Source organism: Actinoplanes regularis, assembly GCF_900188005.1.
Classification (GTDB): Bacteria; Actinomycetota; Actinomycetes; order Mycobacteriales; family Micromonosporaceae; genus Actinoplanes; species Actinoplanes regularis.
This window is the reverse complement of sequence record NZ_FZNR01000008.1, coordinates 124,375-151,361: the sequence shown is the minus strand read 5'-3', so window position 1 is coordinate 151,361 and position 26,987 is coordinate 124,375. Positions and strand designations below refer to the sequence as shown.

The 26,987-nt window shown below is 66.7% G+C and carries 28 protein-coding genes; 15 read left to right on the top strand and 13 right to left on the bottom strand.

Annotated elements, in window-relative coordinates; all coding sequences use genetic code 11:
- The first annotated feature begins 8 nt into the window (after positions 1 to 8).
- Complete coding sequence (locus CHC09_RS22140) at positions 9 to 380, top strand: hypothetical protein (RefSeq protein ID WP_089295085.1); 372 nt, start codon at positions 9 to 11, stop codon at positions 378 to 380.
- Here CHC09_RS22140 and CHC09_RS22135 read toward each other — a convergent pair.
- The 4 genes from CHC09_RS22135 to CHC09_RS22120 all read right to left on the bottom strand — a co-directional run bounded on the left by CHC09_RS22135 (position 349) and on the right by CHC09_RS22120 (position 4,554).
- Entirely contained in the window at positions 349 to 942 is a 594-nt protein-coding gene (locus CHC09_RS22135; RefSeq protein WP_239138411.1) for a GNAT family N-acetyltransferase, read from the bottom strand. The genes CHC09_RS22140 and CHC09_RS22135 overlap by 32 nt on opposite strands.
- Positions 943 to 1,019: 77 nt before the next feature.
- Positions 1,020 to 1,616 carry a biotin transporter BioY gene (locus CHC09_RS22130; RefSeq protein ID WP_089295083.1) on the bottom strand — a complete coding sequence of 199 codons (597 nt, stop codon included), beginning with the start codon at positions 1,614 to 1,616 and terminating at the stop codon, positions 1,020 to 1,022.
- A 229-nt stretch (positions 1,617 to 1,845) separates the two neighbouring features.
- The gene (locus tag CHC09_RS22125; protein WP_089295082.1) at positions 1,846 to 3,783 is read right to left on the bottom strand and encodes a M4 family metallopeptidase; all 1,938 of its coding nucleotides are present in this window, start codon (positions 3,781 to 3,783) and stop codon (positions 1,846 to 1,848) included.
- Between the two features lie 165 nt (positions 3,784 to 3,948).
- The gene (locus CHC09_RS22120) at positions 3,949 to 4,554 is read right to left on the bottom strand and encodes a DNA mismatch repair protein MutL (RefSeq protein ID WP_089295081.1); all 606 of its coding nucleotides are present in this window, start codon (positions 4,552 to 4,554) and stop codon (positions 3,949 to 3,951) included.
- 28 nt (positions 4,555 to 4,582) lie between these two features.
- Between CHC09_RS22120 and CHC09_RS22115 the strand changes: the two genes are divergently transcribed.
- The 10 genes from CHC09_RS22115 (at position 4,583) to CHC09_RS22070 (ending at position 16,121) form a co-directional block, all read left to right on the top strand.
- Positions 4,583 to 5,269, top strand: coding sequence for a response regulator transcription factor (locus tag CHC09_RS22115; protein ID WP_089295258.1), 687 nt, complete (start codon positions 4,583 to 4,585; stop codon positions 5,267 to 5,269).
- A complete protein-coding gene (locus tag CHC09_RS22110; protein WP_089295080.1) occupies positions 5,266 to 6,570 on the top strand; it encodes a HAMP domain-containing protein in 1,305 nt (434 codons plus the stop codon). Before CHC09_RS22115 ends, CHC09_RS22110 begins: the two co-directional genes overlap by 4 nt.
- 71 nt (positions 6,571 to 6,641) lie before the next feature.
- On the top strand, positions 6,642 to 7,430 hold the full coding sequence (locus tag CHC09_RS22105) for a lytic polysaccharide monooxygenase (protein ID WP_089295079.1): 789 nt from the start codon (positions 6,642 to 6,644) through the stop codon (positions 7,428 to 7,430).
- Positions 7,431 to 7,438: 8 nt separating this feature from the next.
- Positions 7,439 to 8,011 (top strand): DUF305 domain-containing protein, encoded by a 573-nt coding sequence (locus CHC09_RS22100; protein ID WP_089295257.1) that lies wholly within the window; start codon positions 7,439 to 7,441, stop codon positions 8,009 to 8,011.
- Between the two features lie 418 nt (positions 8,012 to 8,429).
- On the top strand, positions 8,430 to 11,036 hold the full coding sequence (locus CHC09_RS22095; protein WP_203833164.1) for a Z1 domain-containing protein: 2,607 nt from the start codon (positions 8,430 to 8,432) through the stop codon (positions 11,034 to 11,036).
- A complete protein-coding gene (locus tag CHC09_RS22090) occupies positions 11,033 to 12,025 on the top strand; it encodes a PD-(D/E)XK motif protein (protein WP_179277218.1) in 993 nt (330 codons plus the stop codon). Before CHC09_RS22095 ends, CHC09_RS22090 begins: the two co-directional genes overlap by 4 nt.
- Positions 12,022 to 13,950, top strand: coding sequence for a hypothetical protein (locus CHC09_RS22085; protein ID WP_143232460.1), 1,929 nt, complete (start codon positions 12,022 to 12,024; stop codon positions 13,948 to 13,950). The genes CHC09_RS22090 and CHC09_RS22085 overlap by 4 nt, the downstream gene beginning before the upstream one ends.
- 100 nt (positions 13,951 to 14,050) lie before the next feature.
- Complete coding sequence (locus CHC09_RS22080; RefSeq protein WP_143232459.1) at positions 14,051 to 14,854, top strand: hypothetical protein; 804 nt, start codon at positions 14,051 to 14,053, stop codon at positions 14,852 to 14,854.
- A complete protein-coding gene (locus CHC09_RS22075; protein WP_483398207.1) occupies positions 14,851 to 15,654 on the top strand; it encodes a DUF6339 family protein in 804 nt (267 codons plus the stop codon). The genes CHC09_RS22080 and CHC09_RS22075 overlap by 4 nt, the downstream gene beginning before the upstream one ends.
- Before the next feature lie 50 nt (positions 15,655 to 15,704).
- Entirely contained in the window at positions 15,705 to 16,121 is a 417-nt protein-coding gene (locus CHC09_RS22070; RefSeq protein ID WP_239138412.1) for a very short patch repair endonuclease, read from the top strand.
- Between the two features lie 10 nt (positions 16,122 to 16,131).
- Here CHC09_RS22070 and CHC09_RS22065 read toward each other — a convergent pair whose 3' ends face one another.
- Complete coding sequence (locus CHC09_RS22065) at positions 16,132 to 17,214, bottom strand: DNA cytosine methyltransferase (protein ID WP_089295074.1); 1,083 nt, start codon at positions 17,212 to 17,214, stop codon at positions 16,132 to 16,134.
- A 450-nt stretch (positions 17,215 to 17,664) separates the two neighbouring features.
- Here CHC09_RS22065 and CHC09_RS22060 point away from each other — a divergent pair, with 450 nt between their 5' ends.
- Entirely contained in the window at positions 17,665 to 18,501 is an 837-nt protein-coding gene (locus CHC09_RS22060) for a phosphoribosylaminoimidazolesuccinocarboxamide synthase (protein ID WP_089295073.1), read from the top strand.
- A gap of 4 nt (positions 18,502 to 18,505) precedes the next feature.
- Here the strand turns inward: CHC09_RS22060 and CHC09_RS22055 are convergent, their stop codons facing one another.
- The 4 genes from CHC09_RS22055 to CHC09_RS22040 form a co-directional block, all read right to left on the bottom strand.
- Positions 18,506 to 18,808 carry a DUF3040 domain-containing protein gene (locus CHC09_RS22055; RefSeq protein WP_089295072.1) on the bottom strand — a complete coding sequence of 101 codons (303 nt, stop codon included), beginning with the start codon at positions 18,806 to 18,808 and terminating at the stop codon, positions 18,506 to 18,508.
- A 160-nt stretch (positions 18,809 to 18,968) separates the two neighbouring features.
- Positions 18,969 to 19,583: a malonic semialdehyde reductase gene (locus CHC09_RS22050; protein WP_089295071.1), complete on the bottom strand. Its 615-nt coding sequence runs from the start codon at positions 19,581 to 19,583 to the stop codon at positions 18,969 to 18,971.
- Between the two features lie 81 nt (positions 19,584 to 19,664).
- Entirely contained in the window at positions 19,665 to 19,847 is a 183-nt protein-coding gene (locus CHC09_RS22045) for a hypothetical protein (RefSeq protein WP_089295070.1), read from the bottom strand.
- Positions 19,844 to 20,146 carry a hypothetical protein gene (locus CHC09_RS22040; RefSeq protein WP_089295069.1) on the bottom strand — a complete coding sequence of 101 codons (303 nt, stop codon included), beginning with the start codon at positions 20,144 to 20,146 and terminating at the stop codon, positions 19,844 to 19,846. The genes CHC09_RS22045 and CHC09_RS22040 overlap by 4 nt, the downstream gene beginning before the upstream one ends.
- Before the next feature lie 289 nt (positions 20,147 to 20,435).
- Between CHC09_RS22040 and CHC09_RS22035 the strand changes: the two genes are divergently transcribed.
- Positions 20,436 to 21,326: a helix-turn-helix domain-containing protein gene (locus tag CHC09_RS22035; RefSeq protein ID WP_089295068.1), complete on the top strand. Its 891-nt coding sequence runs from the start codon at positions 20,436 to 20,438 to the stop codon at positions 21,324 to 21,326.
- 107 nt (positions 21,327 to 21,433) lie between these two features.
- Here CHC09_RS22035 and CHC09_RS22030 read toward each other — a convergent pair whose 3' ends face one another.
- Positions 21,434 to 21,670, bottom strand: a complete 237-nt coding sequence (locus CHC09_RS22030) for a DUF397 domain-containing protein (RefSeq protein ID WP_089295067.1) — start codon at positions 21,668 to 21,670, stop codon at positions 21,434 to 21,436.
- A 309-nt stretch (positions 21,671 to 21,979) separates the two neighbouring features.
- Between CHC09_RS22030 and CHC09_RS45310 the strand changes: the two genes are divergently transcribed.
- Together CHC09_RS45310 and CHC09_RS22025 are read left to right on the top strand one after the other, a co-directional pair.
- Positions 21,980 to 22,180 carry a hypothetical protein gene (locus tag CHC09_RS45310; protein WP_143232458.1) on the top strand — a complete coding sequence of 67 codons (201 nt, stop codon included), beginning with the start codon at positions 21,980 to 21,982 and terminating at the stop codon, positions 22,178 to 22,180.
- 52 nt (positions 22,181 to 22,232) lie between these two features.
- A complete protein-coding gene (locus CHC09_RS22025; protein ID WP_089295066.1) occupies positions 22,233 to 22,541 on the top strand; it encodes a hypothetical protein in 309 nt (102 codons plus the stop codon).
- Between the two features lie 205 nt (positions 22,542 to 22,746).
- Here CHC09_RS22025 and CHC09_RS22020 read toward each other — a convergent pair whose 3' ends face one another.
- The 3 genes from CHC09_RS22020 to CHC09_RS22010 all read right to left on the bottom strand — a co-directional run bounded on the left by CHC09_RS22020 (position 22,747) and on the right by CHC09_RS22010 (position 26,924).
- Positions 22,747 to 23,574 carry an SAM-dependent methyltransferase gene (locus CHC09_RS22020; RefSeq protein ID WP_089295065.1) on the bottom strand — a complete coding sequence of 276 codons (828 nt, stop codon included), beginning with the start codon at positions 23,572 to 23,574 and terminating at the stop codon, positions 22,747 to 22,749.
- A gap of 130 nt (positions 23,575 to 23,704) precedes the next feature.
- Positions 23,705 to 25,294, bottom strand: coding sequence for a GGDEF domain-containing protein (locus CHC09_RS22015; RefSeq protein WP_239138413.1), 1,590 nt, complete (start codon positions 25,292 to 25,294; stop codon positions 23,705 to 23,707).
- Positions 25,295 to 25,370: 76 nt separating this feature from the next.
- Positions 25,371 to 26,924, bottom strand: a complete 1,554-nt coding sequence (locus CHC09_RS22010) for an MDR family MFS transporter (RefSeq protein WP_089295063.1) — start codon at positions 26,922 to 26,924, stop codon at positions 25,371 to 25,373.
- Positions 26,925 to 26,987 lie beyond the last annotated feature (63 nt).

Below are 26,987 nucleotides of genomic sequence, written 5' to 3'. Positions count from 1 at the left end.
AACCCGAAGTGCCGGATATGGACGTAGCCCTGAAGGACGCGATGCAGATCGACGGCGCCATCGGCGTCGCACTGGTCGATCGCAGCAGTGGAATGGCCCTCGGCGTCGCCGGGGGTGACCGGAGTTTCGACCTGACCGTCGCGTCGGCGGCGAACACCGAGGTGGTCCGCGCGAAACTGCGCACCATGGAGATGCTGGGCCTGCGCGAGAACATCGAGGACGTGCTGATCACCCTCGACTCGCAGTACCACCTGATCCGCCCGTTGACCGGGCGCTCCGGGCAGGGCCTCTTCCTCTACCTCGCGCTGCACAAGGACCGGGCCAACCTGGCGCTGGCCCGGCACCAGCTCAAACGGATCGAGGCGAATCTGGATATCTAGCGAACCACTCGTCGGCGAGCATCGCGAAGTCGACCTCGGTGCTCCACTCGCCCTTGAACAGCTCGTTGTGCACGAGCCGGGCCTCCTGCCGCATGCCGAGGCGGCGCAGGACCCGGGCGGACGGCTCGTTGCGTTCATCGATCCGCCCGATGATCCGGTGCAGGCCCAGGTCCTCGAAGCCGAGCTTCAGCATGGCCTGGGCCGCCTCGGTCGCGTAGCCGCGGCCGGAGAACTCGGGATTGATCATGTAACCGATCTCGCCGCCGCGGTGCAGACGGCTGTGCCAGAAGAGGATCACGTCGCCGACCAGCCGGCCGGTGCCGGCCTCCTCGATGCCCAGGGTCAGGTGCTGGCCCTCGTCGGTGAGTGTGGTGGTGGCCCAGTGAGTCCTGAGCCGTTCGGCGATCACCTCGAGGGTCATCGGGTGGAACGGCACATAGCGGCAGACGTCGGGACGGCTGCGGTAGGCCAGCAACGCCGCTGCGTCAGCCGTGGTCAGCGGGCGCAGCAGCAGGCGTTCGGTCTTGACCGGGTACGTCGGGCGGAGCTCGTTTGACGACACGCGATCATCGTGCCATCCGATCGCCGTCATTCGCACACCCGTTCGAGTTATCCACAGGCTGTGCGCACAGCCTGTGGTTATCCGCGCCTGCGGTTGAGCAGCAGCCAGGCGCCGGGCAGCAGAGCGGCTGCCAGCGCGATCTTCAGAGCGTCGCCCATCAGGTACGGCACGACGCCCTTGCTGAACGCGGTGGGCAGGTCCATCGTGGTCATCAGCGCCAGCCACGGCATCCCGACCAGGTAGATCAGCAGGTTGCCGATGAACATCAGGCCGATCGTGTGTCCCGGGCGGCGGTCGGCGCCCAGCGTGGCGAACTGTCCGACGAGCGCCGCGGCGATGACGAAGCCGAGCAGGTAGCCGCCGGTCGCGGCCGGCCAGCCGGACGAGCCGCCGGCGAACCACGGGATGCCGAGGGCGCCCGCCACCACGTAGAGCAGCATGCCGGCGGCGCCACGGCCCGGCCCGAGCACCGCGCCGGCCAGCAGCACCGCGAAGGTCTGCCCGGTGATCGGCACGGGCGAGCCGGGCACCGGGATCACGACCTGCGCGGCGAGACCGACAGCGCCGGCGGCGCCGAGGGTCAGGATCACATCGCGTACGGCGGACCGGCCCCACACGTCGGCGAGCACCCCGGTCGGGCGCAAGGGCACTACGGCCCCGTATACGTCAGCCACTGTGTGACCTTCCGTCCAAGCGTTGCCGGGAACCGTAAGCGTCCTAGATCACGTTCCGGCGTCACTGTGACCCTCGTCGCACCACATCAGACGGTGCTCGGCCGAGAGGCCTGTGCGCGGGACGCGTAGGGCGTACCGGCGAAATGGATTTGAGCGGGAGTGAGGAGCGAACCTCGGGATGCGCGGAGGGGCGCTGCCGGATGGCAGCGCCCCGTTAGCGGTCGGACGGTCAGACGGTGAGCGTCCAGGTGTTGATGTAACCGGTGTCCGCGGAGTAGGTGTCCTGGACCCGGAGGCCCCAGGTGCCGTTCGCCGCCTCGCTGGAGAGATTCTTCGTGTAGGTGGTGATCACGTTGTCGGCGCTGTCCGAGGTGGACGTCGCCTTCAGGGCGTAGACCGTGCCGTCCGGCGCCACCAGGTCGACCTTCAGGTCACCCCGGTAGGTGTGGACGATGTTCACCGCGATCGTCGAGGTCGACGAGGCGCTGCGGGCGCAGCCGCTGATCGTGATCGAGCTGGTGACCGCCGAGCCGGCGTCCGGGATCGAGACGTCGGTGGCGTTGGTGCCGGTGCAACCGGTCGGGTTGGAGGTCGGCGAGCTGGTCGGCGGGGTGGTGCCGCCGCCGGTGCAGGTCGGGTCGGCGGACTGGGCCGGCACGCTCACCGCGTCCCAGGCGGCCTTCGTGGTGTTGAAGAGCGCACAGGTGCTGTCCAGAGCCTTGGCCGAGGTCAGCGTCCAGGTGCGGTACTTCAGGTACGACGAGCTGCTGGTCTTCATCAGCATCGCGTTGTAGAAGATCTTGGTGGCGGTCTGGATGCCGATACCGGTGATGGCGCCGGAGCCGGAGCACCGGGTGCTGGTCGGCTGGCCGTTGGTCGGGTTGGTGCCCTCGGCGAGCAGGTAGAACCAGTGGTTGCCGGGGCCGGCCGCGGCGTGCACCTCCTGGCTCGGGGTGCTGCTGGAGTAGCAGTTGTCGTCACCGGCGAGCGACGGGTTGTACATGTACCGGATCGGGCCGCTGCCGACCAGGTTGACCTCTTCGCCGACCTGGTAGTCCGGCGGGTCGTTCGGGTTGTTCGCGAAGGCTTCGGTGGCCGCGCCGAACACGTCGCCGACGAACTCCTGGGTGCCGTTGTTCGAGATGCCGCCCGGGGTGTTGTCGTCGATGCCGTGGCCGATCTCGTGGCCCAGCACGTCGGCGGAGGAGATCCAGTTACCGGCGGTGTTCTTGCCGATCTGGACCTGGGTGCCGTCGTAGTACGCGTTCTGGTCGTTCAGGCCGACCCGGATCGGCCAGGCGCCGCCACTGCTGCTGAAGCCGGTCCGGCCCAGCCAGGTGGAGAGCATGGCCTTTTCCTTCTGCGCCGAGTAGAAGGCGTCGACGCAGCCGGTCTCCTTGTTGGATCCGGTGCCGTTGCCCCACACGTTGTCGGTGCCGCTGAAGGTCGTGTTGGTCGACGCGTCCTGGCAGGTCAGCGTCGCGATGCTCGGGTCCTTCAGGCTGTACGTGCTGCCCGAGAGGGTGGTGTCCAGGCTGACCGAGCCGTTGATCCAGCCGGTGCCGGTGCCGGCCACGTCCGTCACGTGCTCGTAGGTCCGCAGCACCTTGCCGGTGGCCGCGTCCACGTCGACGGTCAGTCGGCTGGGGCCGTCGGTGCTGGTGCCCTTGATGGTGGACTCCCAGGCCAGGGCCGGGGTCCCGGTGGTGGCGAGGATGACCAGCTTGGTGCCCTCGACGCCGGCGACCGTCTTCAGCTCGCTCTTGGCGATCTTCAGGGAGTCGGCGGCGCTCAGGGTCGGGGTGGTGTTGATCGCGCCGAGCGGCGCGTCCTGCGCCACCGACGTGTACTTCACCTGGCCGGCGGTGTCGGTGACGACGACGCCGTCACCGCCGATCACGGCGAGGCCCTTGTACAGCCGGTCGAACGGCACGTACTGGAGTCGTTCGGTGGAGATCACGTCGTGCTGGACGAAGGTCTCGTCCGCGGCGGCGTGCAGGGCAGCGGGACGGGCTGCGAAGAGGGATGAAGCGGCCTGGGCTGCGGCTGCGGCGGGCGATGCGGAGACACTCGGCTGGGCGGTCGCCGGTCCGGCGAGGGCCACAGCCACCGAGGCCACCGCGGTCGCGGAGACCGCGGCAACGACGACAGGGGTACGGGATTTCACGCACTGCTCCTTTCCCGCCCGGGGGGTTGCGGGCGGGCTCGACCGTCCGTGGACGATGGGTCACACCACTGGATGACTTGTGGTGAGACGTTAGGCATCGACGAACGTCCCCGAATCAGGGAAAACCCTCGTTCGGGCGAGAGAGCGCTTTAAATTAAGGAACTTCTATGAACCGATCTCGTTGACCTCGGTAAACGGCGCGTCGTTGAACCAGATCGCGCGGATGATGAAGCTGTGGTTGGTTTCGTTGAAGTAAACCGCCAGGTCAGTCGGCGAGCTCTGGGTCTTCTCCACCGTGAAACCGTCCGCGGGAGTGGCGGTGACCAGAGAGACGACGCCGTCGCTGGTCATCTTGATCACAGCGCGGCCACCCTCGACCGAGAACGAGCGGACGTACGTCCGAACCCCGTCGGCGCCCGTGGTGACCGTCCAACCGTCCACTGTGGTAGTCGCCGGTTTCGTCGTCGCGGCGGCCGTCGGCTTGGTCGTCGCCGGCTTCCTCGTCGGGCCGCCGGTCTTCGTCGGCTCCGCGCCGGGCGCCGCCGTCGCGGGCGCGGACCGGGCCGGGGAACCGGTCGGCGTGCTCGTCGCCGGGGGCGCCAGCGTGACGTCGGCGGCCGGGATCTGATCGATGTCCGGCAATGCCCCGACATCCGCGCGAGCGGCGTTGAGCACCGGGAGCAGCGCCACCCAGGAGAGCACGATGCTGGTCGCGGTCGCCACGAACCAGCCGGCTACCGGAAACCACCTGGAAGATCGCACGAGGCTCATCCTCTCACCTGGTCCTATGGTGTACGCCATGGCGTTGATCCTGTTGGTCGAGGACGACCGCAACATCGCGGCCGCGTTGACCCGTGCCCTGACCGACGCCGGCCACGTGGTGCGACCCGTCGGCCAGGCCGCCCAGGCACTGAAGATCGTCACTCAAGAGCGGCCTGACCTGGTCATCCTCGACCTCGGGCTGCCCGACATCGACGGCACCGACGCGTTGCGGATGATGCGCACCGTCTCCGACGTGCCGGTGATCGTGGCGACCGCCCGGCGCTCGGAGGCGGACATCATCGCACTGCTGAGCGCCGGCGCCGACGACTACGTGACCAAACCGTTCTCCGGCGGCCACATCCTGGCCCGGATCGCGGCGGTGCTGCGGCGCGCCCGTACCGTCACCGAGCAGGCACCGAGCGCGATCACCGTCGGCGAACTGGTGATCAAGCCCCGGCAGCGCCGCGCCGAGCTGCGCGGTGAGCCGCTGCAACTGACCCGTCGCGAGTTCGACGTACTGACCTACCTGGCCGAACGGGTCGGCCAGGTGATCAGCCGGCGGGAGCTGATGAATCAGGTATGGAACCAGGTCCGGATCGGCGAGGAGCAGACGATCGACGTGCACATCTCCTGGCTGCGCCGCAAACTCGGGGAGACGGCCGCCAAACCGAGATTCCTGCACACCGTGCGCGGTGTCGGCGTGATGATGGTCGACCCGCGATGAGGTGGGCACTCAACCGGCTGGCCCTGGCGATCACCTCGATGGTCGCGCTGGCGTTCCTGGTGCCGCTCGCCGTCGCGACCCGCCAGATCGCCCACGACAAGGCCATCTCCGAGGCGCGGCAGCAGGCCACCTCGATCGTCACGGTGCTCGGCGTGAACGCCGACCCGACCGCGCTGACCAGTGCGGTGGCCAGCACCTCGGCGGGCAGCGCCGGGCTGCTCGCCGTACACCTGCCGGGCCTCGACCCGATCGGGACCTCGCACCTCCCGCCGGAGACCGTCGAGCGCGCCGCCAAACAGCGCCGGTCGGGGACCGCCGTCGCCGCCGGTGGACTCGCATACCTGCAACCGACCGTGCTCACCGACGGCCGGACCGTCGTCGTCGAGGTGTTCGTCAGCGACGCCGAGATGTACCGCGGCGTCTACAAGGCCTGGCTGGCCCTGTTCGGCCTGGCCGTGGTGCTGGTGCTCGGGTCGACGTTCTTCGCCGACCGGCTCGGCGCCCAACTGGTGCGGGCGACCCGCCAGCTCGCCGCCTCGACCCGCCGCCTCGGCGGCGGCGAACTCAGCGAGCGGATCACCCCGAGCGGCCCGAGCGAGCTGCGCGACGCGGCCCAGGCATTCAACAGCATGGCCGGCGACCTGCGGCGCCTCCTGGACCGCGAGCGCGAGCTGGCCGCGGACCTCTCCCACCGATTGCGTACGCCGTTGACCGCGCTCCGCCTCGACGCCGAAGCGATCCCGCCCGGCCCGATCGCCGAGAGGATGCGCCAGGCCTGCGACCTGCTCGACGACGAGCTCGAAGCGATCATCACCGGTGCCCGGCTGGGCACCGAGGCGCGCAGCACCGAGACCTGCGACCTGGTCGAGGTGCTCGCCGACCGGCTCGCCTTCTGGTCGGTGCTTGCCGAGGACCAGGAGCGTCCGTGGCAGGTGGTCGGCGGCCACGAGCCGGTGACGGTGCCGATGTCGCGCAGCGACGTGATCCTGGTGGTCGACGCGATGCTCGGCAACGTCTTCTCGCACACGCCGGACGGCGTCGCGTTCCGGGTCAGCGTCTCCTCGACCGGGCTGCTCGTGGACGACGCCGGGCCGGGCATCGCCGACCCCGAGGCGGCCGTGCGTCGCGGCTTCAGCGGCGCCGGCTCGACCGGGCTCGGGCTGGACATCGTGCGGCGGGCGGCCGACACCGTACAGGGGGAACTGGTTGTCGGGCGAAGCCCGTTGGGCGGTGCTCGTGTCGGTTTCCTGCTGACCGCTGTCGAGGAGCGTCGTTTTCAGGCCGGTTTTCGGTCGTCTTAAGGCTGCGTTATGGCAGGTCCCCATACCGTTCCGGCTCGTAACGAAGCCGGGACGATGTCTGGAGAACCGAGATGCGCAGGAAGATCGCCTATCCACTGGCCGCCCTCGGGATGGCCGGCTCGACATTGGTGATCGCCTCACCGGCGCTGGCCCACGGCTACGTCTCGTCACCGCCGAGCCGGCAGGCCCAATGCGCCGCCGGCACGGTCAAGGACTGCGGCGCGATCCAGTTCGAGCCGCAGAGCGTCGAGGCTCCGAAAGGCTCCAAGCAGTGCAACGGCGGCAACGCCAGCTTCACGGTCCTGAACGACGAGTCGCGGAGCTGGCCGGCCACCACCGTCGGCACCTCGGTCAAGTTCAACTGGGTGCTGACCGCCCGGCACCGGACCGCGAGCTGGGTCTACTACGTCGACGGCGTCGAGGCGGCCACGTTCAACGACAACAACGCGATCCCCGAGGCGATCGTCAGCCACACCGTGGATCTGAGCAGGTTCCCGGGCAAGCGCACCGTGCTCGCTGTCTGGAACATCGGGGACACGGCCAACGCCTTCTACAACTGCGTGGACCTGAACATCGGCGGCAGCGGGGGATCCACACCGACCACCGCCCCGACGACCGCCCCGACGACGGCGCCTACGACGGCGCCGACGACCAAGCCTCCGACGGCCGCGCCGACCGCGACCACCGTCGCGCCGACCACCGCCGCCCCCGGCGGGAGCGAATGGGCGCCGGGCGTCAGCTACAAGACCGGTGATGTGGTGACCTACAACGGCGTCTCCTACAAGTGCCGTCAGGGCCACACGTCGATCCGCAGCTGGGAGCCGTCGATCTTCACGCTCGCCCTCTGGCTGCCGCTGTGAAGCGCCGGATGGCAGCGGTAGCGCTGCTCTTCCTGGTCAGTGCCTGCGGCACGAGCCCCGCACCCGAGCCGACCAAGTCCGCGCCCGCGGCCGTCGCTGAGGTCACCGCCGGCTCGACCTTCAACGATCGCGACGTGATGTTCCTGCAGATGCTGGTCGACCACCAGCAGCAGGGCCTGGACATGGCCGCGATCGGCGCCTCCCGCGCACAGCGCACCGACGTCGCCGACCTGGCCAAGGCCGTCCAGCTCACCGAGACCGACGAGCTGACCATGATGAAGAACTGGCTGACCGAATGGGGCAAACCCACCACGGTCGACAAGCGGGTCAGCGTCCACGCCGATCACGGCGGCCTGCCGGGCACCACCGACGCCGAGATCAAGTCCTTGAAGACGGTGAAGGACGCGGAGTTCGAGACCGCGTTCCTCAACCTCTTCCTGGGGCACCAGCACGCCGCGGTGGAGATGGCGCAGTTGGAGCTGGACAAGGGCGCGAACGAACTGACCAAACAGTTCGCGGAGCGGGTCAAGCAGTCCCGCGCCGACCAGGTCCAGCAGATGCTGAAACTCCTGAACGGCTGACCCTCGCTGCATCCTGCGCACGGATGGCTCGGCTGATAGCCGGGCCATCTGTCTTGATGTACTTTTTGAATCGAAATAGGGTCTTCTGTCGTCTCGTCGCAACCCCATCTGCCTTGGCCGGCGACCTGTCCTGTCGCACCGAGACCACTCGGGTCATGATGCCGAGGAGAGCTGGTTCAAGCCGTACGAGCCCGTGATCACCACGGTCACCTGCCGCTTCGTCAAATCTCATACGACGCTGTGCCAGCGATGCCATACGGCCGTCGGCACAAGGCCGGCATCATCGTCTTGTTGCATCTTCATCTGTTGCGCGATCGGGCTTTCGTCGCGCTTCAGGCGCCAACCGTCGATGAGATCTCAGGCGAACGTCGGGAAGTCTCGGCGCGGGTCTGGGCGTGTGAACGGGGAGTATGGCTGCATGATGGACGAGGACGAGCTGGACGACCAGTACGAGGCATTCCAATCGATCGCGGATCGAAGCACGCCCGAGAAGGCTGTTCAGCGCCTTCGTCTGCTCAGAGTTCCTGACGACATTATCGAAATGATCAGGCAGCGGCACGAGGCCGAGGTCATCAAGATTCGTGAGATGCGGGAGCCCAACGTTGTCTATCAATCAGGGCGTCTGACCTGGTATACCGGTCCCCGCTCGGATGACCGGTTCTGGCCCGCACTGAAGAACAAACTCCGGAGCGGCCCACGCCCCTGGAGCGATGATGCGATCGAGATTCTCGACGAGGAGTCGACCAAGGTGGTCGGCCTCTTGGACCATCCCGGCTCGGAAGATTTCCGGAGCATGGGTCTGGCCCTCGGCTACGTCCAGTCGGGCAAGACCGCGAACTTCACCGCCGTCATGGCGAAAGCAGCTGACCGCGGATATCGGCTGTTCATCGTGCTCTCCGGTATCCACAACGCCTTGAGGCGGCAGACCCAGGCGCGACTTGCCGGCGAGTTGGTGCGTCTCAACCCTGCTCAGTGGCACGAGGTCACGACGGTTGACTCGGACTTCCACCCCAAAGGCAACGCGGCGGCGTACTTTTCCGCAAAGAACCAGCGAGTGCTCCTGGTGGTCAAGAAGAACGCCAAGGTACTCGAAAAGCTCAACGACTGGCTCTCCTCCGCGAGGGAGTACCTGCGCGACTGCCCGACCTTGGTGATCGATGACGAGGCCGACCAGGCCACCGTCGGCGGCAAGGTGATAAATCCGTTGATGAGCAAGCTTCTGAAGTCGTTCACCAAGGTCGACTACATCGGCTACACGGCGACGCCGTTCGCGAATCTGCTCATAGATCCTGCCGTCAAGGAGGATTTCTACCCGCGGGACTTCATCGTCAGGCTCAAGGCGCCGGAGGGTTACCAGGGGCCTGCTCTGCTGTTCGGCCGTGATCCGTTGGACGGCGAGGACCCGAACGAGGTTCCGGGCGGCGAGGACATGATCCGGGAGATCCCCGACGAGGAGGTCGAGTTCGTGCGGCCGATCAACCGGGCGGCCGCGGTCGATTTCATGCCCACGATGACGCCGTCACTTCGGCAAGCCGTTCTCTACTTCTGGTTGGCCACGGCTGCGCGCCACGAGCGGGCGACCGGCATACCGCATTCGACCATGCTGGTCCACACCACCCTGCAGACAGGGATTCACGAAGACTTTCGTGCCCCCCTCGAAGGGCTGCGTCAGGAAGTACTACTCGCTCTTCGCAGTGATGATCACGACTTGTACATGGATTTGGAAACACAGTGGGCGGACGAGCGCAGCCGAGTTGAGGCGGCGGATTTCGGCCAGGAGAGCGTTCCGTTCGACGCGGTTCTGCGGCATCTGCCGGCAGTGCTGGAGCGGAGCCGGGTCGTCGTCGACAACTTTCGGAGCAGGGACCGGCTGGACTACGAGTCCGGCCCGGTCGTGGCAATCGCTGTCGGGGGTAACACGCTCAGTCGCGGCCTGACGCTCGAAGGGCTGGTGACCAGCTATTTTGTTCGCGCCTCTTCGGCGTACGACACACTCCTGCAAATGGGTCGATGGTTCGGTCACCGCGCTGGCTACGGCGATCTGCCCAGAATCTGGATGACTGCCGAACTTGCCGGTTGGTTCCGGCACCTGGCCGTGGTCGAGGCCGAGATCCGCAAAGATATCGATCGCTATCTGACGGAGGACAAGAATCCGCTGACGTTCGCCGTCCGGATTCGGACGCACCCGAAGATGTTGGTCACGGCGCCGGCGAGAATGAAGACCGCGGTCACAGCGCATGCGGCATACGGCGGGGACCTCGTGGAGAGCCGCTATTTCCGGACGGGCCGGGATGATTCCGACTGGCTCAGGCAGAATGCGGACGCCGGGTTCCGGTTGGTCCAGGCAGCGCAGCAGCATGGTCGGCCGGAAAAGCTCGATGCCTCTGATCGGAGGCTCTGGCGTGACGTCACCTACCGTGACGTCATTCGCTTTCTGGGCGAGTATCAGTTCGACGAGCGATCCGAAGAGGCGCGCCCTCCGTTGCTCAAGCGGTACATCGAGAAGCGGGTCGAGCAGAACTCATTGCTCAACTGGGACGTCGCGGTCTTCGGGAGCTCGAGCAAGGAGGCGCCGAGCTGGAAGCTGCCCGACGGCACGAAGATCGGCATGATTCGCCGTAGCAGAATCAACGGTGTCGAGGACGCGCTGGCGGACATCAAGACGCTGTCCGGTCCTCGAGACGCAGCGATCAACCTGGCTGTTCCGGACGGCATCGACGTGACCAAACGATCCGAGGTCGACAAACTCCGTCGAGCGCAGCGACCGGAACACGGTCTGCTCCTGCTGTATCCGATCGACCCGATCTCGGAAAGTTCGGCCAAGCGAGGGCGGCATCCGCTGAATGCCCCGTACGACGTCGTGCTCGGTGCGGCCTTCGTGTTCCCGACACCGGCGACCTCCCGCGACAGCGAGGTCGAGCATGACTACGTCTCCGCTGATCTCTCCCGGGTCGAGGGCGGTAGATACTGGGAGGAAGAGGACCCGGAGATCTTGAAGCAGGAGCTCGAGGACGATGCTCCGTGAGCGATCTCAGAAGTGTTGTGGCGGACCATTGGAAGGCATTGGAACGGACACGTCGACGCCCGACGTGGCTTACATCTGCGCTGCCGGTCGAGACGTCCGGTGAGCCGCTCCTGTGTGCTCTCGGGCCGGATCGCAGCAGGCACCTGTTGGTGCCGGTCCCGGTGGGGCACCACATTCGCGCGGACACCCGTGCGGCGGCGGTCCATCTACTGCCGCTGAGTCTGCAAGCGGAGTCCGGTACTCGGAGTTATGCGAACCTGGCACTTCATCGTGCAGACCTTTCCGACATCTTTACGGGTCTCTGCGCAGATGTGATAGCGGCGTTGGCCGCCGAGCCGGAGGACCCGCTGACGGTTGTCGGCCAGGTCATCGACGGATGGCACGAGCTTTTCCGGAGCGGGCGACAGCTCGGTGTGGAGCAGCTGGCAGGCCTGTACGGCGAGTTGCATTTCCTCGATTCCTTACTAGATCTTGACCTCGATTCGGTCGGGGCCTGGCATGGTCCGAACCGCGCGCCGCACGACTTTCTCGCCAACGGCAGGGCGGCGGAGATCAAGGTGACGGTCTCGGATGAGGGGCGACCGGCTCGCATCCATGGGATCGATCAGTTGGTCGAGCCGCCCGGTGGTGGGCTGATGTTGCGTTGGATGCGTCTCGATACCGCGGACGCTGGGGGCAGATCTCTGCCGGAGTTGGTGGCCGCGATCGCCGACCGGGTCCACCGTCCGCGCGAATTCTGGCATCTTCTCGCCCAGGCCGGCTACATGATTGCGGACCAGGAGAAGTATGCCGGGGTCCGTTTCACGGTTGTCGAGGAAGCAAGCTTCCGGGTTTCGGACGGATTCCCCCGTATCGTTCCGTCATCCTTCTCCGAGGGTCTCCCGCCGGGACTCTCGAACGTCCGTTACACGATCGATCTCGATTTCGCGCCGCCGCCCATGCAGCGTGACGAAGTCGTCGAGTTCATGACAGCACTGGTGAAGAGTTGAAACAGGCACGCTGGTACTCGCAGCCATTCCCGCCGGCCGGATCGATCAGCGCCGAGGGCATCAAGCGCACGCTCGGAAAGCCGCCGATACCTTGGCCGGCGATTCTGATCAGGGAGTCGGCACAGAACAGCTGGGATGCCCGGGTCGGGGGACGCCCGGTCGGGTTCACCATAAATCTTTCGGTCGTCCCGCCGCAGAATGCAAACGCTTGGCGAACGCTGTTGCTCGAAGGCGCCCCGCACAGCGACAAGTTCCCGCTGAGACAGATCCTCAGGGGTCGTGAGTGGCACTCGACCATCGTTCGCACCCTCACGGTGAGCGATCGCGGCACCAAAGGGCTGGGTGGTCCGACACGAGCCGATATCGCACGCGGCGATGAGCCGAGAGACTGGGTGTCCTTCGTCCTCAATGTCGGCGACCCACCTGACACCAAACGCGGTGGGGGTACCTACGGCTACGGCAAGAGCATTCTCTATCAGATGTCCCGGGCGGGCACGATCCTGGTGCACACGCGCACTCCAACACCGGCGGGCCTGCAAAATCGACTCATCGGCATCTGCCTGGGTGAGTCGATGGAAATAGCCGGCGAGAACGGTGAGCTTCGCCCGTACACCGGACGTCACTGGTGGGGAGATGCCGAGAAGGCTCACGTGGAGCCGCTGGTCGGCGTTGACGCCGAGATGGCAGCCAAGGCACTCGGCCTGCAGCCGTTCGATGCGGATGAATCCGGCACAGACGTGATCATCGTCGAACCGGACCTCGGCGATCAGAGCGACGACGAGGCAGTTCGATATCTCGCGGACGCGATCGCATGGAACCTGTGGCCGATCCTGCTGGAGCAACGAGGCACGGAACGTATGGTCCCCCGGGTCTGGCACAACGGGCTGAGCGTTCCTGTACCGATTCCGGAGAAGACCCGAGGACTGAAGACGTTCGTGGCCGCATATCGACGGCTTCAGGAGGGCGATGAGGCTCAGACCTTGCTGTGTGGAAATCCGAAGAAGCAGCTCGGCCGCATTGCGCTCGAGCGGCAACTCATTCCCGTCTTCGAACCTCCTGCCGCCGCTCAGGATCTCGGCATCACGAGTGCGCCTCACCATGTCTGTCTGATGCGAGCACCGGAGCTTGTCGTCAAGTATCACGCCGGCCCGGAACCCATCAGCGCGAACCTTGCGTATGCCGGTGTATTCAAAGCGTTGGACGACATGGACCGAACGTACGCGGCTGCTGAGCCCCCCACCCATGACGATTGGGTGTTCACCCAGTTGGAAGGGCTGGAAAGGACATTCGTCCGAACGACTTTCACCCGAATCAAGGAGCGGTTGGCTGAGTTTGCGAGGCCTGCCGAGGTCAGGTCAAACGCGGCTCGAGCCCCTCTCGGCGCCGTGAGCAACTTCCTCGGTTCTCTTGTCGCAGCCGCAACGGGAACCGGTGCAGCATCCGCACTGGCGCCACAGATGGCTCCCGGTGGTGTCGGGGCCGAGCGCGGACGTGCCGAGCCGCAGGGAAACGACGTGGCCCCAGCGACTTCGACCGCAATCGGCTCCGAACGGTCGGAACGATCCGGAAGGGAGCGCGTCTCGATTCGCTTGGACGGCGACCCGTACTTCGAGGACTCGGAGATCGGTTTGTTGCTGGTACAGGACGCTCTCGTGGTGGGCAACGGGCATCTCGTCGTACAGGGAACAGCCGGGATCATGGTGGCGGACGGCAGCCGCGAGCAGGAGCCCCCGGACGGGTTCGACGAACCGGTGGTCCTGGGCTGGCGTTACGGCACGGGTGAACGCCAAGGTGACGAACTCGACCTGTCGGACGCGACCGCAGGCCAACGGGTGGCTCTTGTCGTTCAGCCAGTACCCGACACGATCACACAGATGGACATCTCGGTCCTGCGAGCCGAAGGCAAGATCCCCCATGGCAGCTAGAGGAACCCGGGCATGGCCGTACCGACGTATTGCCCGTGGGATGGTGGATGCTACAGCATGGGTCATCGATCCGGACTCAGAAGGCGAGCGGGAGGCTCCGGTGAGCCTGCCTGACTGGGACTACCAGACCCGCCTACGGCTTCGCCGCCGGCTGGCAATCGATCCGGCAGTCTGTCGAGAGGCGGTCGGTCTCGGACCTGATACCGCCCTGGCGATCAGCGTTCGTTGGAATGCGGTGCCGTCGTTGTTGCGAGGCTCGGCCATCTGGCTGCCGCTCAGAGACGATGTGCATGATTACGTGATCGACGTGGACATTGCCGGGGAACGGCTGGGCGGTGTCGTGAGTCTGGAGACGCTGGTCGTACTCGCGGCACCGGCTGATCCACGGCCAGGCACCGCTCATCTCGTCGGAAGCAACCTGTGGAGTGAGTCGACGGAGATTCGCCTCCAGGGGGACGCCCCGTTGTTCCCCATCGCGCTCGTCCCGTTCTCCGAGTCGAGTCTTCCGCACCGCGGTGCATGGTTTCTCGAGATCGGCTCTGACCTGCATGCGACAGCTCTCGGTGCCATCCAGTTGTTGATAAATCAAGAACATCCGTCGATCGTCGCGGCGGTCGGGAGAGCCGGCTCACCCAACGACATCGATCGTGCGGTGTTGTCGATGCTGAGGACGGACATCACCCGAACAATGCTGGAACGGGCATTGGCAGACGAGGCCTTCGGAATGTCAGAGGATTTTGGGAAGGATTCTCTGGGGACCGTGCTTCAGGGCCTCATGCGGTTCTACATGTCGAGTCATCTGGACGATGGCCTGGTCGAACTCAGGCGGATCAGGGAGAACGATCTACCTTTGTTCGCGACCCTTGTTCAAGGTGCCACCGAACTTTTGGCGGCCGAGGAATGAGTACTCTATACCCGCGTTTGCCGGCTAACGCAGCGAAAGAACGGTATATCGAGATCCGGGACAAGGGGGCAGTTGACCTGGCTCGACTTTCGGACACCTCCCATTTGGGCCAGTATTTCGCGGCAACGGGTGGGGTGAGGGCAGCACAGGATCGGCTTGCCTGGCTTCGAAGCCAGGTGGTCGATCTTGCTGCAAGGCACGGATTCCCTGGCCGGCCACTCGGTCGATCGGTGCACGAGTTCGACACCACACTCGCACGCTTGCTTCATGCCGACATGAACTTGGTACCCGCCGAGGCGGCGGTGAGACCAATGTGGGCCTTCCTGGCCGCGGTTCTGCTTCCTGACGTCACTGTATGGAGATTTCCGCAACCGCCGGAGGACCGGCTGCTCGCCACTGACATCACACGGCATGTGTTCGGTCGACTGTGGTGGCGCGCTGAGTTGCTCCGCGACGACGTAAGAATCGACAACCCGTATCACTTGCTGGATGTGTTCCCGGAACGAAACTTCGACCAAATTCTCGCGAGACGTCGATCGATCGGAGGGTCTCCCGAGCTGATTCGTTCACTCGCCAAGGAATGGCCCAAGGACTGGACGGGAACAAACGAGACCGAAGCGCTGAGGGATGTGCTCAAGATCCTGATGCGTCGGGGCGCTTTTCAGGATCTGTTCGGTCTGCCCGAGACTTTGCTGCGTCCTGAGATCGCCCGCACGATCTTGGATGTCCGGCATGCGCGCACGCGTGCTCATGCAGACGGGGTCGACGAGGTGTCGATCGGGAGGTACGTTCGCAGGTAGGTGGACGCTCAACGGGTAGTGTCGATGGTGTGCCGGATATACAGGTCCCTGTGCCCAGCTCCGTGTCGGTGTCGGGCCGGATGAGCCGTCAGCGGCGGCGCGATACGCAGCCTGAACTCGCGATCCGCAAGCTCCTGCATGCAATGGGTCTGCGATTCAGGGTGATGCTTCCGGTGCCCGGCATGCCACGACGGACGATGGACATCGCATTCACTCGGGCTCGCATCGCGGTGTTCATCGACGGTTGCTTCTGGCATGTGTGCCCCGAACATGCGACCAGTCCTGCAGCCAACTCCGGTTGGTGGGCGAAGAAACTGTCCACCAACCAGGAAAGGGACGCGGCGACGAATCGCCACCTGGCCGAGCTGGGATGGCAGGTGGTTCGGATCTGGGAGCACGAGGATCCCATCGAGGCTGCCGCTCGGATCGCGGCGATGGTCCGGCTCGATTCCCCACGCTCGGAGTGATCTGGGGCGATCAGCCCTGCGCGTCCAAGCTTTCGGCAACAACCCTGCCGATGGCCTCTGCCAATTCGACTGGCACGGCGTTCCCGATCTGTCGGGCGATCTGCACCTTTGAGCCGCACCATTTGAAGTCGTTGTCGAATCCCTGCAGCAGGGCGGCCTCCAGGTGGGTGATCGCTCGATGCTCCGAAGGGTGCAGGTAGCGACCCTTCTCCGGTTTGAAGAATTCGGTTCGAATCGTGACGGAGGGCTGGTCCCAACGGAGCCGGCCCATCACGTCACCGGATCCGGTTGTGTGGCGTAGCCAGCAAGGACTCTTCAGGCGGTCCGGTAGGTCGAACCGGTTACCGCCGGCAGGAATCTCCCTGAATCTCTCGCGGGAAAAGTCCTCGTAGCGTCGGGTTACGTGGATCTCGAGTCCCGAGAAGGCGCCGGGAAGAACTTTTCCGTGATGGCTGATCGACCTTTTCGGAAGGAGCTGATTATCCTCGGCGACTCGCTGATCGACGTATTTCAAGCGATCTCTCACGGTGACCCACTTTTCTCGTGGGAGCCGACCTTCGGAAGGAATCTCGATCGGGTCAAGATCGCGATGAGTGCCGATCACGATTGCCCGGCGACGTAGTTGGGCAGAACCGAACTCGGCTGCATTGACCAGGTGAGGCCGGAGCTCGTAGTCCCGGAGCTTTCCTGTTTTGGACTCCTTGTCCAGCAGTTTGAATTCCTCGCTGGTCAGGAAGCGGTCGACATTCTCGATGATGAAGGCTTTGGGTTCGATCGCGTTAAGGACTCGGACATATTCACGCCACAACTGATTGCGAGGATCGTCCGGCCGCTTGAGGCCCAGATTTGAAAAGCCTTGACATGGGGGACCACCCACCACCACGTCTGCTTTCCTGGCCCGGTCGTCAACCTCCCAGCCGGTGATGCTGTCCGGGTAGACCAGGCCCTCGCCGAAGTTCTCGGTGTATGTCGTGGCGGCAGCGATATCGATCTCGACGGCGCGGACCGTTTCGTAGCGCTTGGTTTTGTGCAGTCCGGACGTGATGCCGCCGCACCCTGCGAAGAGGTCGACAACTCGATAGGTCTGCGCCATGATCGCTACTCTAGCCGGCGTCGCCGCCAGGTACTTCGCCGGTTGTGGCTGTTTCGGACTGCTGTTCGGCGCAACATGCCTGGCGACGGCGGCGCCTGGCGAGGCGGGTGAGGTCGGTCCGCGTGTTGATGTAGAACAGGTTCATGCGAACGGTGACGATCCGATCGCTTCGTTGGTTCGATGCCGGTCCCGACCTGGCGCCAGGCGGATGCGCAGCGGAAAGATCGGGCTGACTCGAAGCGGATCGCGTGGAGCGGGTACCCGGCCGATGCCGGCGGTGGTGGCGGCCTGATCGGCGTTGTCGGATTACCGTGGCACCTATCGGCTCGTGGCTGCTTCGGGATCCTCCATCGGGCGCCCGAGATCTTCTGTTCCTACCTGCCGACCTGCTGCGGGGGCCATTCGATAGCGTGAAAGTGCACGCCTACCTGCCAGATCTGAGGGGAACACGTGGAGCTGCTGCACTCCGGCAAGGTTCGGGACGTCTATGCGGACGGTGAGGACCTGATCCTGGTCGCCTCGGATCGGATCTCGATCTACGACGTGATCCTGCCGACCCCGATTCCGGACAAGGGAAAGATCCTCACTCAGCTGTCGCTCTGGTGGTTCGACCAGCTCAGCGACGTCGTTCCGAACCATGTCATCTCCTCGACCGACGTGCCGGAGCAGTGGCAGGGCCGGGCGATCCGGTGCGAGCGCCTGGACATGGTGAAGGTCGAGTGCATCGCCCGTGGGTACCTGGCCGGCTCCGGGCTGAAGGATTATCAGCGGGAAGCGGCGATCTGTGGCGTTCCGCTGCCGGCCGGGCTCGTCGAGGGGTCCAAGCTGCCGGAGGCGATCTTCACGCCGAGCACCAAGGAGGCCGTCGGGGCCGGGCACGACCAGCCGATGACCTTCGAGCAGGTGGTCGAGCAGGAGGGCAAGGACGAGGCCGAGGAGCTGCGCAGGATCACGCTGGAGATCTACCGGCGGGGGTCGGAGATCGCGGCGGCCCGCGGGATCCTGATCGCGGACACCAAGATCGAGTTGGGGCGTAAGGCGGGGGAGCTGAAGCTCGGGGACGAGCTGCTCACGCCGGACTCCTCGCGGTTCTGGGCGGCGGAGGAGTGGCAGCCCGGCGACGTGCAGCGCTACCTCGACAAGCAGGTGCTGCGGGACTGGGCGACCAGGGAGACCGACTGGGACCGGACCGAGCCGGGTCCGGAGCTGCCGGAGCGGGTGGTCGAGGCGACCCGGGCGCGGTATGTCGAGGTTTACGAGCGACTCACCGGCGATCGCTGGAGCTGAGCGGTCAGGTCTCCGCGGCCGGACGACGGTCCGTGGAAGAGGGCCAGGAGGACTGGCCGGTCGCCCGGCGGCGCTTGTGCAGCAGCCAGGCGCCGTAGGCGATCGCCAGCGTGGCCTCCAGGGCGCCGGTCCAGCCGCCGTAGATCAGACAGATCGGGGCGAGGCTCCACAGCAGAATCGCCGAGGTCAGCCAGCGCCGGCGTTGGTGAAGCGGCAACCGGCTGACCCGGCGGGTGAAGGCTGGATCGGTGTCCCGTAGCCGGGCCGTCATGTCGTCGAATTCCCGCTGCTCCCGCGGTTCGAGCACGCCGTCACCTCCGTTGCGAAGATGGACGGCTCGAAACTACCCCTTTCGGGGGCCGATCAACCGGGAATGTCGCCAGAGCGGCACAACCCATAGCGGGTCCACAGCTCGACGACGGCGGACGGCCCGGCGGTTGACCGCCGGGCCGTCCGTTTTCAATCGCTCAGGCCCACTGCACCGTGGTCGTGGTGTCGAGCCGGGGCAGCCGGTCCCGGTACGCGTTCTCCGCCGGGTGACCGAGGTTGACCACCACGAGCGACTTGAAGCGCCCGTCCGGGAAGAACTCGGCGTCCACGCCGGCCTTGTCGAAACCGGCCATCGGGCCGGCGTACAGACCGATCGCGCGCGCCGCGATGATGAAGTATCCGGCCTGCAGCGCGGCGCTGAACGTACCGTCCGTGATCCGCTTGTCGAGGTCGTTCTCGAAGACGTCCCTGAGGCCCGGCACGTGCGGGAAGACCTGCGGCACGTGCTCGTGGAACTGGGTGTCGAGGGCGAGCACCGCGATGACCGGCGCGCTCTGCGACTTGGCCCGGTTGCCCTCGGCGAGGTGCTTGATCAGGCGGTCCTTGCCCTCGGGCGTACGGACGTAGAGCACCCGCAGCGGCTGCGTGTTCGCCTGGGTCGGCGGCCACTTGGCCAGCTCCCAGATCTCGCTGAGCTGCTCGTCGGTGACGGGGGTCGGCGCGAAGAACGAGGCGGTGCGGGCGTCGGTGAAGAGCAGGTTGCGGCCGGCCGCGGAGAGACCGGTCAGGCCGGCTTCAGAAGGTGTATCCACCGCTAAAAGCTAGCGGCCGACGATTGGAGAGCCGCACGAGGCGGCGCCAAGCCCGCCCGGCTGATCGGTCGGCGGGATCAGCTAACGGTGACCGGCGGCGGCCTGCTCCGGCCAGTGCACGCTCATCTTGCAGTCTCCGCAGGTGAGCTGCTCGCCGCAGGTGGGGCACCAGTCGTTGGTGCGCCGCAGGTACCACCCGAGGGCGACGCCGGAGAAGAGGCTGAGCAGGCCGACGATCGCGGAGACGGTGACGGCGCCGGTCATGACGCGATCGGCTTCCGCCGGACCAGCCGCAGGCCACGGTGGTCGAGCGTAGGGTCATCGTCATCGCGTGAGGTCACGTAGGGCGCGGTGAAGGTGTCGACACCGGTGCCGCGGTGCGCGCCTGGGCGGTAGGTGACAGTGACGGCGCGGGGTGAGGCGGCCTCGATCACGCCGGCTCGCCAGCCGTCCCGATAGACCCAGACCGGGTCGGCCGGGCGGTAACTCTCGGCCGGGGCCACGTCCGCCGGGTCGCGCTGCGGAGGAGTGAGTGTCGGCGTTGATGTCAGCCAGTTCGGCATTGCGATGCCTCCAAGCTCTCGAGGCGGCGTCAAGGGGCCATCAGGCAGCATCAACTGCGCGCAAGGGCCGAGCAGCCGAAGTTTTCGGCACGCTGCGTTAGCAGTCGATACGTGTCTGTCAGCTATCATGCTCGTCATCAAGTGCGTCCGCAAGGCCGTCTGCACGTGCATCTGAGCGCGCATCAGCTTTGGCGGGACTACGCTTGACATGGTTTCGCGGTAGACGATCTCCGCTCTAGGATGCATGCGGCTGTCTTCCGGCAGTCACGGCGCGGCGACGAGGAGTCAAGTGAGCGCGGGTTCGCAGGAGGAGGCGCCGGGCGGCGGTCCAACCGTGCTGCGCATTCTGCTCGGCTCTCAGCTCCGCAAGTTGCGGGAGTCGAAAGCGATCACCCGGGACGCGGCGGGCTACGAGATCCGCGCCTCGGGCTCGAAGATCAGCCGGATGGAGCTCGGCCGGGTCAGCTTCAAGGAACGCGATGTCGCGGACCTTTTGACCTTGTACGGCGTGGTCGACAAGGACGAGCGTGAGGCGCTGATCGGGCTCGCCCGGCAGGCCAACAGCCCCGGCTGGTGGCAGCAGCTGAACGACGTGCTGCCCTCCTGGTTCCAGGCGTACCTGGGGCTGGAGGCGGCCGCCACGCTCATTCGTACCTATGAGATCCAGTTTGTCCCCGGCCTGCTCCAGACGCCGGAGTACGCGCGGGCCGTGATCATGCTCGGTCACGCCGGCGCGACCGCCGAGGAGATCAACCGCCGGGTCGAGGTGCGCCGTCAGCGGCAGCAGATTCTCACCCGCCCGGGTGGTCCGCAGCTGTGGGCGGTGATCGACGAGGCGGTGCTGCGCCGGCCGATCGGCGGTGTCGAGGTGATGCGCTCGCAGATCGAGGCGCTCATCGAGGCGTCGAAGCTGCCGAGCGTGCGGCTGCAGATCATCCCGTTCACCGCGGGCGGGCACGCGGCGGCCGGTGGCCCGTTCGCGATCCTGCGGTTCCCCGAGCCGGAACTGCCCGACGTGGTCTACGTGGAGCAGCTGACCAGCGCGATCTACCTCGACAAACGCGAGGACGTGGATCAGTACGCGATGGCGATGGAGCGCGTCTGTATCGACGCGGAGCCGCCGAATCACACGCCGGAGATCCTCGGAAAGTTGCTCAACGAGGTCGGGCGCCCGATCTGAGGTGTTCGCGGGACATCCAAAGGGTTGAAGGTCCGGCCGGGCGATCTCGTCCGGCCGGACCTTTTTTCGTGTGGGTCGGCCTGTCGGGCCGGTGGCACGCCTGGCGTTCAGGCCAGCAGGTTGTCGAAGTCTCCGTCGCGAACCCCGCCGAGGAAGGCCTCGATCTCGGCCCGGGTGTAGATCAACGCGGCCCCCTCGGGGTCGCGGGAGTTGCGCACAGCGACATCGCCGCCGGGCAGGACAGCGCACTCCACACAGTTGCCGCTCGGGTTGCTGCGACGGCTCTTCTGCCAGGTCACGCCCTGCAGCTGACCGGCTGGCATGCCGTTGACCACGTAGGTCATTCCAAGCTCCCTCGGTTCGCCCGGATCGCCGTTCGACCCGGGGTGTGTTGTCCTCGTGGCTATTTGTGGCGGTGATGCAAATGCACGTGCATCTGGCCTTGCGTAGGCACGGGATTCTGAGCATGATAACTCACGTGAGCCCATCCAAGGAGGGTCACGCAGAGTGAACTCTTTGGGTGACGGGTCGGTCGCGGAGCGACGTCTGCGGCCTCGGCGCAAGGCTCCCTGGCGGGGGCGTCCGAGCGAGAGGTGACGAGTGTGTCGGTACCTAACATCGGCCCGGAACATCCTGATTCGGGTGACCCCGGCGTGACTGACAGTCCGCGCCGGGGTAATCCGCCTCCGATTCATCGGCACTCGGAGATAACCGGCGACGTGCTCGCCGCCTCCACCCGGGCCAGTGCGCTCAGTCACCGGTTCGGTGGTGTTCGCTACGCACTGAGCCGGCCCGGCGGGACGACCGTCGCCGAGCCGCGGACCGAAGAGGGTGATTCCGACGCGCGCGAGTGAGCTCGTCACCTGCCGCCGGACCGGTGGGCGCCCGCACGCCCGCTCGCGATGGATGGCTTCGGCGCCGCGGGTCCGGGAGGACCGGCTGCGGCCCTCCCGGCCTCGCTGGCCGGTGTGCGAGTTCGCCGAGTCCGACTACTGCTACGGCATCGGTGCGATCCGGCTGCGCGTGCTCCGGGTCGACTGGCGTCGGCCGATCCCGCACGAGGGCGAGATGTGGCTCGGGGTGCGGGGCGTCGTGGTCGATCCGGATGGGCGCGAGGGTGCCGTCCGGGAAGTGTTGATCCGTGCCGGACGGGTTCCGGTTCCGCCGGCCTGCAAGCGGCCACGACTTCGGGCGTTGCGCGACACGCCCGTCTGACGCCGGTTGGGTGGCCCGGTTCCCCGTGCTGGGCCACCCATCCGGTCCAACCCCGAGGTTGCCGCCGAACGCCTCAGCCGGCGACGCGGCGGCGAAATTGGATCGGCCCCGCCCGGGCAGTGGACGGGGCCGATCTGGGTGCACCCGCCTCAGGTCTTTGCGTGGAAGAAACCTGAGTGGGCACGATCTGGGCTGACCACCGGGGTCAGGGCTTGCGGGCGACTCCCGCCCAGTAGTAAGCAGCCTGCGGGTCGTCCACCTGGGAGTCCGGGCGCCAGCCGGAGACCGGAACCAGCCCGGGCTCCAGCAGCTCCCAGTCACCGAAGAGGCGGGCGACCGCCTCCTCGGTGCGGGGCACCAGGGTCATCCCGGCGCCGGTCGCCGCGGCGACCGCCTGGCCGACCTCGTCGGGGTTGAAGTCCGCGGTGGGGTGCGTGATGGCCAGGCAGCTGCCGGATGGCATCGCGTCGCGCAGCTCCGCGACCATGCCCCAGGGGTCGTCCTCGTCGGCGATCAGCATCAGGATGGCGATCAGGGTGAGGCCGACCGGCTTGGTCAGGTCGAGTGTGTCGGTCAGGATCGGGTCGTCGAGGATCGAGCGCGGGTCGCGGATGTCGGCGCTGATGTACTCGCTGCGGCCCTCGGCGGAGCTGCGCATCAGGGCGCGCGCGTGGACCAGCACGATCGGGTCGTTGTCGACGTAGACGACCCGGGTCTCGGGGGCGACCTGCTGAGCGACCTCGTGCAGGTTGGGCGAGGTGGGGATGCCGGTGCCGACGTCCAGGAACTGCCGGATGCCCTCCTTCGCCACCAGGTCGCGGGCGGCGCGGTGGACGAACTTCCGGTTCTCGCCGGCCATGTAGCGCATGCCGGGGATGGCCTGGATCATGGCCTCGCCGACCGCGCGGTCGACGGCGAAGTTGTCCTTGCCGCCCAGCCAGTAGTCGTAGATGCGGGCGGAGTGCGGAATGTTCGGGTTGACCCCGGGCGGCGCGGTCTCCTTGGGTACGGAGCTGTCACTGTCCTGCTGCACGACCGCCTCCTTGCGCCCGACCCCGACCGTCGATCTTCGACAACCGGTCCAGCCTAGCGCCAACGATTGACCGATATCACCCCCGGAATCCGAAGGTGGTCACGGCGTGGCATGACAGCGTGGGACGAGACTAGGCGGCCGACGGATGGCCGATGCATCCGCGAAGTCCCGTGCCCGACACGACGCGGTCGCGTCCGCCGTGCTTGGCAGCGTACAGATGACTGTCCGCTGTGGACAGCAGGGGTGCCTGGGCGTCTTCCGGGGCGTCGACGAGGCCGGCCACGCCGATGCTGACCGTGACGGGCAGATGCTGAGTGATCGGTGACCAGTGCTGGTTGCGGATGGTCAGCCGGATGCCGTCGAGGTGGGCCGTGGCGCTGGGCACCTCGGTGCCGGGGAGCACCACCAGGAACTCCTCGCCGCCCATCCGCGCCACGAAGCCGTCCGAGCAGGCCGCCGCGACCTCCCGGGTCAGCACCTGGGCGACCCGGACCAGGACCTGGTCGCCGATGTCGTGGGAGAGCTGGTCGTTGATCTGCTTGAAGTGGTCCAGGTCGACGAGGGCGACGGTGAGCGCCGGGTCGGTACGGATCAGATCGGGCAGGCGCTCGTCGACGTACCGCCGGTTGTGCAGGCCGGTGAGCGGATCGCGACGGGCCTGCTCGCGGAACCGCTCCGCCTCCTGCCGGGCCTCGGTCGTCTCGAACATCGCCTGCCGGGTACGGGCCCGCGCCTCCCGTTTCAGCGACTGCTGCCGGTGGTAGACCTTGAAGAACGCCTGGTGCGCGGTGAAGGCCGCGGCGAAGTCGCCCCGGGCCGCGTGCAGCTCGGCCTGCTCCCGGTGGGCGCGGACCAGCGACTCGCCGAGATCCCGGCTCCGGCACTCCTGGAGGGCCTTGTCCAGGCTGGCCTGGGCCTCGTCGTGCTGGCCGAGACCGCGCTGGGCTTGGGCCAGGGTGACCAGGTACTGCGCCATGGCGTTGGCGTCGTCCCACTGGCCCTCGGCGTACCGCTCGATGCAGGTCTGCATCGTCGCCTCGGCCCGCGCGTACTGCCCGTTGCTGACCTGGACGGAACCGATGGTGTCCAGGAACGCCGGCTCGAGCGGGGTGTTCCAGTCGAGCGCGAGCTGCTGCAGGCGGTCGACCACCTCCCCGGCGCGCTGCCGGTTGCCGCTGCAGGACTCGGCATAGGCGTAGTTGTTCAGCATGCAGAGCAGCGCCGGCGAGCCCGCGCGCAGGGCGATCTCCTCCGCCTGGGCGTACCGGACGCGGGCCGTCTCCATGTCGTCGGCGAAGTACAGGGCGTCGGCCAGCTTGGTCCGGTGCCAGACGTGCATGTGCTCGGTGGACTCGTCGTCGAGCAGCTCGACGGAGAGCACCGCGTGCTCCAGCCCCTGCTCGGCGTCGCCGAGGTGCAGGTGGATCGCGGACCAGATCAGGTGGGTCCGGGCCAGCAGCTGACGGGCGTCGTGCTCGACCGCCCACTGGTGCACGTGCCAGATCTGCTCGGCGGCCGCCGCGACATCACCGCGACGCATCCGCATGTTGATCTGGCAGAGCCGGGCGCGGGCGGCGAGCAGGTCGTCGCCGAGATCCCGGGCAACCTGTTCCAGCTCGATCGCGCGGGCAAGTTCGGCCCTGGCATCCCAGGAACGCCGGTCCTCGATGGTGAGGAGGACAGCGGACAGCTTCTCGGCGTCCATCGCACGCTTGCTCAATCCGAGTTCTCCTCTCCGGGGTCGGCGGGACCATTCGGTCGCGCCGGCCCCGGGTTGAGGAAAACCGCGCCGGTGATCAGCCCTGGGTCACCGCGGCTGCGGCCGGCTCGGGCTCGGCCGGCTTCGGGGCGGCCAGGTCGACCGTGCTGCGCAGCTTGGTCGGCTTCATCGCGACCGCCGCGATCACCCCGACCACCGCGATGAACATCGAGATCAGGAAGATGTGCCCGGTCGCGTCGCCGTAGGCCACCCGCACGACGTGCTGGATCGCCGGCGGCAGGCTGCCCAGGTTGAGAGCGCTGACCCCGGATCCGGTGCCGGTCGAGTGCACGCCCATCGCGGTGAGTTGTTCGGTCATCGAGTCGGCGACCCGGTGGGCCAGGACCGCGCCGAGCACCGAGACCCCGATCGTGCCGCCGAGCGAGCGGAAGAACGCCACGGTCGAGCTGGCCGCGCCGATGTCCTTGAGCGCGACGGTGTTCTGCACGGCCAGCACCAGGTTCTGCATCGACATGCCGACCCCGGCGCCGACCAGGAACATCGCGCCGCCGACGTACCAGAGCGAGGTGTCGTGGTCGAGCACCGAGAGGCTGCCGAAGCCGCCGACCAGGATGATCGTTCCGACCACCACGTACGGCTTGATGTTGCCGCTCTTGGTGATCAGCCGTCCGGCCACGGTCGAGGCGAAGGCCAGGCCGAACATCATCGGGATGGTGAGCAGGCCGGCCTCGGTCGGGCTGTAGCCGCGGCCGATCTGGAAGTACTGGCCGAGGAAGACGGCACCGCCGAACATCGCCATGCCGACCGCGAGGCTGCCCAGGATGGCCAGGGCGGTGGTGCGCTGGCGGATGATCGACAACGGGACCACCGGCTCGGCGGCCCGCGACTCGACGAACGTGGCGAGAGCGAGCAGGAGCACGCCGCCGCCGACCATGGCGAGGGTCTGCCAGGAGATCCAGGCGAACGAGTCGTCAACGAACGAGACCCAGATCAGGATGACGCTGACGCCGGCCGCGATCAGGGTGGCGCCCAGGTAGTCGATCTTCACGTTCTCCCGGCGGAGGACCGGCAGGTGCAGGGTCTTCTGCAGCACGATCAGCGCGAGGATCGCGATCGGGATGCCGATGAAGAAGCACCAGCGCCAGCCGAGCCAGTCGGTGTCCACGATCACGCCACCCAGCAGCGGCCCGGCGACGGTGGCCAGGCCCATCACGCCACCGAGATAGCCGTTGTACCGGCCGCGCTCGCGGGGCGCGATCATCGCCGCGATGGCGACCTGGACCAGCGCCTGCACGCCGCCCATGCCGAGGCCCTGGAACGCCCGGGCGGCGATCAGCTGCTCGGTGTTCTGGGTGAGGCCGGCGATGATCGAGCCCAGTACGAACACCACGATCGAGACCTGGACCAGCAGTTTCTTGCTGTAGAGGTCGGCGAGCTTGCCCCAGATCGGGGTGGATGCGGTGGCTGTCAGCAGAGTCGCGGTGACGACCCAGGTGTACTGGTTCTGCGTCCCGTTCAGGTCACCGATGATCGTCGGTAGAGCGGTGGAGACGATGGTGGAGCTGGACATCGCGACGAAGAGGACGAGCAGAAGGCCGGAGAGGGCTTCCAGGATCTCGCGGTGGGTCATGGCACCGGGCTGGGTGCCACCGGGGTGAGTCAAGGCGGCTCCTGACGTAGTTGTTGCCACGTA